Annotated in this window: 8 protein-coding genes; 2 read left to right on the top strand and 6 right to left on the bottom strand. The window is 60.6% G+C overall.

Going from position 1 to position 6670, the window contains the following annotated elements; all coding sequences use genetic code 11:
• Positions 1-266: 266 nt before the first annotated feature.
• The gene (locus tag QZS13_RS02015; protein WP_295584888.1) at positions 267-551 is read right to left on the bottom strand and encodes a YlmC/YmxH family sporulation protein; all 285 of its coding nucleotides are present in this window, start codon (positions 549-551) and stop codon (positions 267-269) included.
• A gap of 139 nt (positions 552-690) precedes the next feature.
• On the opposite strand from QZS13_RS02015, the gene sigG reads away from it, so the two are divergent.
• Positions 691-1461, top strand: a complete 771-nt coding sequence (gene sigG, locus QZS13_RS02010; protein ID WP_295584886.1) for an RNA polymerase sporulation sigma factor SigG — start codon at positions 691-693, stop codon at positions 1459-1461.
• A gap of 67 nt (positions 1462-1528) precedes the next feature.
• Entirely contained in the window at positions 1529-1939 is a 411-nt protein-coding gene (locus QZS13_RS02005) for a PaaI family thioesterase (protein WP_295584884.1), read from the top strand.
• Positions 1940-1984: 45 nt separating this feature from the next.
• Here the strand turns inward: QZS13_RS02005 and ucpA are convergent, their stop codons facing one another.
• The 5 genes from ucpA to holA all read right to left on the bottom strand — a co-directional run bounded on the left by ucpA (position 1985) and on the right by holA (position 6666).
• The gene (gene ucpA / locus QZS13_RS02000) at positions 1985-2776 is read right to left on the bottom strand and encodes an SDR family oxidoreductase UcpA (protein WP_295584882.1); all 792 of its coding nucleotides are present in this window, start codon (positions 2774-2776) and stop codon (positions 1985-1987) included.
• A 75-nt stretch (positions 2777-2851) separates the two neighbouring features.
• On the bottom strand, positions 2852-4549 hold the full coding sequence (locus QZS13_RS01995) for a glutamine--tRNA ligase/YqeY domain fusion protein (protein WP_295584880.1): 1698 nt from the start codon (positions 4547-4549) through the stop codon (positions 2852-2854).
• A 109-nt stretch (positions 4550-4658) separates the two neighbouring features.
• Positions 4659-4874: a DUF6514 family protein gene (locus QZS13_RS01990; protein ID WP_295584878.1), complete on the bottom strand. Its 216-nt coding sequence runs from the start codon at positions 4872-4874 to the stop codon at positions 4659-4661.
• 134 nt (positions 4875-5008) lie between these two features.
• Positions 5009-5614 (bottom strand): toprim domain-containing protein, encoded by a 606-nt coding sequence (locus QZS13_RS01985; protein ID WP_295584876.1) that lies wholly within the window; start codon positions 5612-5614, stop codon positions 5009-5011.
• Positions 5611-6666 (bottom strand): DNA polymerase III subunit delta, encoded by a 1056-nt coding sequence (gene holA, locus QZS13_RS01980; RefSeq protein ID WP_295584874.1) that lies wholly within the window; start codon positions 6664-6666, stop codon positions 5611-5613. The genes QZS13_RS01985 and holA overlap by 4 nt, the downstream gene beginning before the upstream one ends.
• Positions 6667-6670 lie beyond the last annotated feature (4 nt).

Here is a 6670-nt window from a genome sequence, read left to right as displayed (position 1 = left end):
GGTCTGGTGACCGAAGTGGACGCCCGCCTCCAGCAGGGCCTTCATGGATACGACGTTAGATGCCATAGTGTGTAGTTCCTCCAAATCAATTTAGTTTTACCTCCGGCGGCTTCATCCCCCCTGCCAATCCCTGTGGGACACAGACAGAAAGTCGACGCACCGTGCGGAATGCTGAAATATAATACCATAGTGCACATTCAATTGCAAGTATTTTTTCCTGAAAAAGGCGGAAAATACCTGCGATTCTCTGCGTTTTTTCCGGGTGGTCAGAGCAGCTTGCGGCGTTTTCGCTCCAGAGCGGGGTCCCGCCGCTGGAACGGCTTATCCACCAGAATGAGATCGTCCCCGATGCGCTGAATGCACTCCCAGGGAATGTAAAATTCCTCTCCCCTGCCGAACAGGCCGAAAAAGCGGCAGGGGCCGTAGACCACAATGGCTGCCACCTGCCCTTCGGGGACCCGTACATCCACGTCGTCCACGAAGCCAAGCCGGCAGCCGTCACAGACATTGATGACCTCCTTGCGCCGGAGGTCCCGGATTCTGCACTGCATGGCGCCCCCTCCTTTCTCCCCTATCCTATGCATCCGGGCGGACGTCCCATGCCCACAATGCGACAAAAGCTCCCAGTATAGGAAAAAGCGGCCCGGGCAATACTGGAGGCAGATTGTTGATTAGGCAGGGGACGGATTCATGCAGGGAAAAGTGGAGATTGCGGGCGTCAACACCGCCAGGCTGAAGGTACTGAAAAACGATGAAACCATGGAGCTTCTGCGGCGGACAAAGCAGGGCGACCAGGAGGCCCGGCGGGAACTGATTGAGGGGAACCTGCGGCTGGTGCTGTCTGTGATCCAGCGGTTTGCCAGCCGAGGGGAGAACGCGGACGATCTGTTTCAGGTGGGCTGCGTGGGCCTTATCAAGGCCATCGATAACTTCGACGTGGACAAGCCCGTCCGCTTTTCCACCTACGGAGTGCCTATGATCATCGGCGAGATCCGGCGGTATCTCAGGGACAACAGCGCCATCCGGGTCTCCCGGTCCATGCGGGACACGGCCTACCGGGTCCTGCAGGTGCGGGACCGCTTCGTGGCGGAAAACCAGCGGGAGCCCACCGTGGAGCAGATTGCCAAGGAGCTGGACATTCCCCGGGAGGAAGTGGTGTTCGCCATGGACGCCATTGTGGACCCCGTGTCCCTCTATGAGCCGGTCTACGACCACGGCGGCGACGCCATTTGTGTGATGGATCAGCTGCGGGACACCCGGGACACGGACGAGGACTGGACGGACCGCATCGCCCTCAAGGAGGCGCTCAAGCGCCTGGATCCCCGGGAGCGGCGCATTCTCTCCCTGCGGTTTTACGAGGGCAAGACCCAGATGGAGGTATCCGCCGAGGTGGGCATCTCCCAGGCCCAGGTCAGCCGCCTGGAAAAAGGCGCTATCAACACCATTAAGAAAAACCTGTAAGACTTGACGGCGGAACCGGTTTCGGATAAACTACTGGGGAAATTCCAGAAAGAGAGGAACTGGTCCCATGGATTTTGAAAAGCTGAAGGAATTCCGCAACACCCACAACCCTTTCTGTGAGCGGCTGGGTATTCGGGTGGATGAGATCGGCCCGGGATATGCCCGGATCGTCAAGCATGTCACGGAGGAGGACCTGAACCCGGCGGGCCTGGCCCACGGCGGACTGTATTTCACCATGGCGGATACCGCCTCCGGCGCCGCCTGCGCCTCCCACGGCTACTATGGTGTGACGGTGAATGCCAACTACAACTACTACCGGAGCGGAAAACCCGGCGATACGCTGACTGCGGAGGCCACCGAGGGTAAGGCCGGCCGCACGCTGTGCGTCTACGACGTGCGGGTGACCAATCAGGACGGAACGCTGCTGGGTACCGGTACGTTCACATATTATATGCTGGATCGGAAGATCGACCTTTGAGCAGAGAAAAAGGACGCAGCTGTCGGCTGCGTCCTTTTTTGCTGGTCAAACGCCCATGGTGCTGGTTTCCGGCAGCGTGGAGCCGCCGTCGATGACAAACTGGGCGCCGGTGAGATAACTTGCCTCGTCGCTGGCCAGAAATGCCGCCAGCTCCCCCACCTCCCTTGGGTCAGCCAGCCGACCAAGGGGAATGGCAGAGGCGATGCCGTCCACCACGCTCTGGGGATTTTCCGGGCAGGACTGGGCCGCCATGCCCCGCACCATGGGCGTGAGCACATAGCCCGGGCAGATGGCGTTGACGTTGACATAGGGGGCAAACTCCCGGGCCAGGGCTTTGGTCAGGCCCACCAGAGCTGCCTTGCTCATGGCGTAGGCCGCCTCGCCCGGGTCGGCCACCATGTCGCCGGTGACAGAGGACATGATGACGATCCTGCCCCACTTCCGCTCCACCATGGCGGGCAGAACCGCCTTACAGGTATTCCAGGCGCCTTTGACGTTGATATCCAGATGGGCGTCCCGGTCGGCGTCGCTCTGGGTGAGGAAGTCTCCCAGGCGGCAGATACCGGCGTTGGAGACAAGGATGTCGATGGTGCCGAAGGCCGCCACACCCGCTTCGTACCCGGCCCGGACGCTGTCCATGTCCGCAACGTCCATCCGCACGGCCATGGCCCGGGCGCCCTGAGCGCAGAGCTGCCCGGCCAGTTCCTCCACGCCCTCCTGGCCCCGGGCGGCCAGCACCACATTGGCGCCGTGCTTGACAAACGTGCGGGCAATGCCCTCCCCGATGCCTTTGGATGCGCCGGTAATCAGCGCTGTTTTCCCTGTGAGTTTTCCCATGATCTGCGGCTCCTTTCTGAAGATTGCAGGACAGCCGGCGCAATGGATGCTCCATTGCGCCGGCTGTGATTCATTTTATTTCTTGAAACTGTCTTTCAGGCTCACGCTCCGGTTGAACACCAGGTGGTCGGGCCGGGTATCCTTGCTGTCGGCGCAGAAGTAGCCCTGGCGCATGAACTGGAAGTGGTCGCTGGGCCTGGCAGCGCCCAGAGCGGACTCCACTTTGCAGCCGGTAAGCACCTCCAGGGAGTCGGGGTTCAGGCACTCCAGAAAATCCTTGTCGGCGGCGTCGGGGTCCGGGTCGGTGAAGAGGTTGTCGTACAGGCGCACCTCCGCATCCAGCGCGGTGGAGGCATCCACCCAGTGGATGGTGGCGCCCTTGACCTTCCGGCCGTCGGCGGGATCGCCGCCCCGGCTCTCGGGGTCGTACTCCGCCTTGACCTCCGTCACGTTGCCCTCCGCATCGGTTTCATAGCCCACGCAGCGGATCAGGTAAGCGCCCTTGAGGCGGCACTCGGGTCCGCCGGGGAACAGACGCTTGTACTTGGGCACGGGCTCGGGCAAAAAGTCCTCCGATTCAATCCAGAGGTTCCTGGAGAAGGATACTTCCCGGGTGCCGGCGCTCTCGTCCAGGGGGTTATTCTCCACAGTGACGGTCTCATGCTTGTCCTCAGGATAGTTGACGATGGTCAGCTTCACCGGGCGCAGCACGGCCATGACACGCTGGGCAGTCTCGTTGAGGTCCTCCCGCAGGCAGTGCTCCAGGAAGCTGTACTCCACCACGTTGGCGGACTTGGCCACGCCGATCCGCTCGCAGAAATTGCGGATGGAATGAGGCGTGTAGCCCCGGCGGCGCAGACCGCACAGCGTGGGCATCCGGGGGTCATCCCAGCCGGAGACCCGGCCGTCCTCCACCAGACGGCGCAGCTTGCGCTTGCTCATGACCGTGTGGTCGATGCCCAGACGGGCAAACTCGATCTGACGGGGCTTGGAAGGCAGGTCACAGTGCTCCACCACCCAGTTATACAGGGGGCGGTGTGCCTCAAACTCCAGCGAGCACAGGCTGTGGGTAATGCCCTCCAGGGCGTCCTGGATGGGATGGGCGAAATCGTACATGGGATAGATGCACCACTTGTCCCCCTGGCGATGGTGATGCATATGGTTGATCCGGTAGAGCACCGGATCGCGCATATTGAAGTTGCCGCTGGCCAGATCGATCTTGGCCCGCAGCGTCATGGCGCCGTTGGGGAACTCGCCCGCCCGCATCCGGGCGAACAGGTCCAGGCTCTCTTCAATGGGACGGTCCCGGTAGGGGCTCTTGGCGGGCACGCCGATGGATCCGCGGTACTCCTTGAACTCCTCGGGGCTCAGCTGGCACACGTAGGCCAGGCCTTTTTTGATAAGGCCTACCGCCTGACGGTAATCCTCTTCAAAATAGTCGGAGCCATAGAAAAAGCGGTCACCCCAGTCGAAGCCCAGCCAGTGAATGTCCTCTTTGATGGCCTCCACAAATTCCTCGTCTTCTTTGGTGGGGTTGGTATCGTCCATCCGCAGGTTGCACAGTCCGCCGTACTTTTCGGCGGTGCCGAAGTCGATGGTCAGAGCCTTGCAGTGGCCGATGTGCAGGTATCCGTTGGGCTCCGGGGGAAAACGGGTGTGGACGGTCATGCCCTCGTACTGACCGCCGGGGCCGATATCCTCCTCAATGAAGGCATGGATGAAGTTCCGGCTCTCCGGCGCCTCATCCTGCATGGTTTTCTTTTCTTCTGCCATGGGCGTCAGTCCTTCCTAATGCAAGTTTTCAAGTCAAAACCGTATTATACAGAATTCTGCCAAAAAAAGCAAGGAGGAACAGAGCCTTTTCCACCCGTTTTCCCGGCCGTCACTCCAAAAGCCAGTCCTCAACCACATCCCGGGCCGTAACGGCGGTCACCTCTCCTGCCATCAGCCGTCCCAGCAGCGCCTCCGCCCTGCCCCGGGATGCGGTGATATCCAGGATGGCCTCGCCCACCCCGTCTGCTTCCACAGCGACTCCGTACGATACCGGTGCAGCCCCCTGCTGCAAAAGATAATACCGCACTGCCAGTGCTCCGCACATCCGCGTACCCTCTAACCACATCTGCACAAAACCACTCCCTTTTGTTTCCCTGTCACACACAAACAGGCGCCATTTGCAGACTAGCATTTCTGAAAAAGAAAGCGTGTCGAATTTTGTCGAACGTCCCGGATTTTTTACAACGGAGACTGTTCCAGCATCTGCTTCAGGCTCTCCCGGTCATAGAGCAGATTCAGCGCCTCCAACATGCCTCCGGTAGTCAGGTGCTCCGGCAGATCCAGGCGCCGCAGCAGCGCCTGGCGCCGGGCAGCGCTGTCCGGCCCGCCGGTGAGGCCCATGCAAAAAAGATCCGTTTTCGTAATCGGGGCGCCGGCAGACTTTTCTGTGCCGTCCGACGGTTCGTCCAAAAACGTGGCGCCGGCCCGCTCCAGGGCTTCCAGCAGCACCTGGGGCTTCATACCCTCCACGCCCAGCTTGCCTTCTTTTCCCGGCTGGCGCTTGCGGCGCTCCTTGCCCGAAATGTCAGGGATGTACGCCTGCTTGACCATCTCTTTGGGCAGCGCGCCCTTGAGATAGTTTCGGATGACAAATCCGGCGCCGTCGCTGTCTGTCAGGACAATCAGGCCCCGCTCCTTTCCCAGGCGCCGCAAAAAGGCCAGCTTTTCCTTGTCGTGGAACACAGCGAAGCCGCCCAGTGTGATCACAGTGGCGTCCACCACCTGGCGCAGGGCATTTTTATCGTAGCGTCCCTCCACCACAATGACTTCCCGCACTTTTCTCATTTCCGCTGCGCCCCCAAACGCACCAGCAGCAGCTTGAGCTCTCCGGCGGCGTCGATGCCGTTTTCGCTCTTCATCCGCCGGTCCAGAACCTGGCACATTTTCACCGCGTCGCCGCACCAGTCGGCGTTGGTCTTTTGGGCGGCGGAGAGCAGCAGCTTTGCCGGGTAGTCGCTCTTCATGTCCCAGAGTTCCATGAGCCAGTACTTGTCCTTCCCGCTGTCGATGGCCATGCGGGCGGTGTAAATCCGCCGCAGCTGGCTGCCCAGGGCTGCGAGAATCATGATGGGCTCCGTCTGCATTTTCAAAAGATCGCCCAGAATCCGGGCGGCCTTATCATAGTTTCCCTGCAGCACGGCGTCCGACAGGCGGAACACCTCCGCCGAGAGCACAGGGTCCGCCACAGCATCGATATCTGCCTGGGTAATGGACTTCCCTCTGGCGTAGGTGCCGATTTTGGTAATTTCCGGAACCAGGCCGGTCATGAGCCCTCCGCAGGTAAAGATCAGGTATTCCGCTGTCTGACGGTCGATGTCCTTGCCCAATGCCCGGAACCGCCGGGCGATCCAGGCGATCAGATCGCTGCTGTCGGCGGGGCGGAACTCCACTGCCCGGGCGTGGCTGTCCAGCGCCCGGCAGAGCTTTTTCATGGTCTTATTGGGCTTATAGGCGATAGTATCGTATACGAATACCACACAGCAGTAAGGGGGAATATCCTCCAGAAACGCCACCAGTTTTTCCCGCTGCTCCTCCCCCAGCTTGAAAAGGTCAAAATCCGTGATCACGATCAGCGTCCGTTCCGCCATCATGGGCATGGCTTCCGCCATCTCCGCGAGGGCCTGCACGGTCAGGTCCTTGCCCTCCAGACGGTGGTAGTTGAACTCTTCAAATCCGGCAGGGACCAGCGTCTTGCGCAGCTGCCCCAGGTAGTATTCCCGCAGGTAGCTCTCCTCACCGTAAAAAATATAACAGCAGCCCGCCGTGCCGGCGGCGAGATCGGCTTTCAGGGCTTGAAAGGCCTCATTGGCCTTGGATGTCTTTTTTGAATATGCCATGTGG

The organism is uncultured Oscillibacter sp. (assembly GCF_900546705.1).
Taxonomy (GTDB): Bacteria; Bacillota; Clostridia; order Oscillospirales; family Oscillospiraceae; genus Oscillibacter.
This window is presented reverse-complemented; position numbering and strand designations above follow the sequence as displayed.

Bases quoted from the DNA above. Each gene is read 5' to 3' on its own strand.
- sigG (WP_295584886.1), top strand. From the start codon at position 691: ATGCAGGGAAAAGTGGAGATTGCGGGCGTCAACACCGCCAGGCTGAAG.
- QZS13_RS01985 (WP_295584876.1), bottom strand. From the start codon at position 5,614: ATGAGAAAAGTGCGGGAAGTCATTGTGGTGGAGGGACGCTACGATAAA.
- QZS13_RS02015 (WP_295584888.1), bottom strand. From the start codon at position 551: ATGCAGTGCAGAATCCGGGACCTCCGGCGCAAGGAGGTCATCAATGTC.
- QZS13_RS01995 (WP_295584880.1), bottom strand. From the start codon at position 4,549: ATGGCAGAAGAAAAGAAAACCATGCAGGATGAGGCGCCGGAGAGCCGG.
- ucpA (WP_295584882.1), bottom strand. From the start codon at position 2,776: ATGGGAAAACTCACAGGGAAAACAGCGCTGATTACCGGCGCATCCAAA.
- holA (WP_295584874.1), bottom strand. From the start codon at position 6,666: ATGGCATATTCAAAAAAGACATCCAAGGCCAATGAGGCCTTTCAAGCC.
- QZS13_RS02005 (WP_295584884.1), top strand. From the start codon at position 1,529: ATGGATTTTGAAAAGCTGAAGGAATTCCGCAACACCCACAACCCTTTC.
- QZS13_RS01990 (WP_295584878.1), bottom strand. From the start codon at position 4,874: ATGTGCGGAGCACTGGCAGTGCGGTATTATCTTTTGCAGCAGGGGGCT.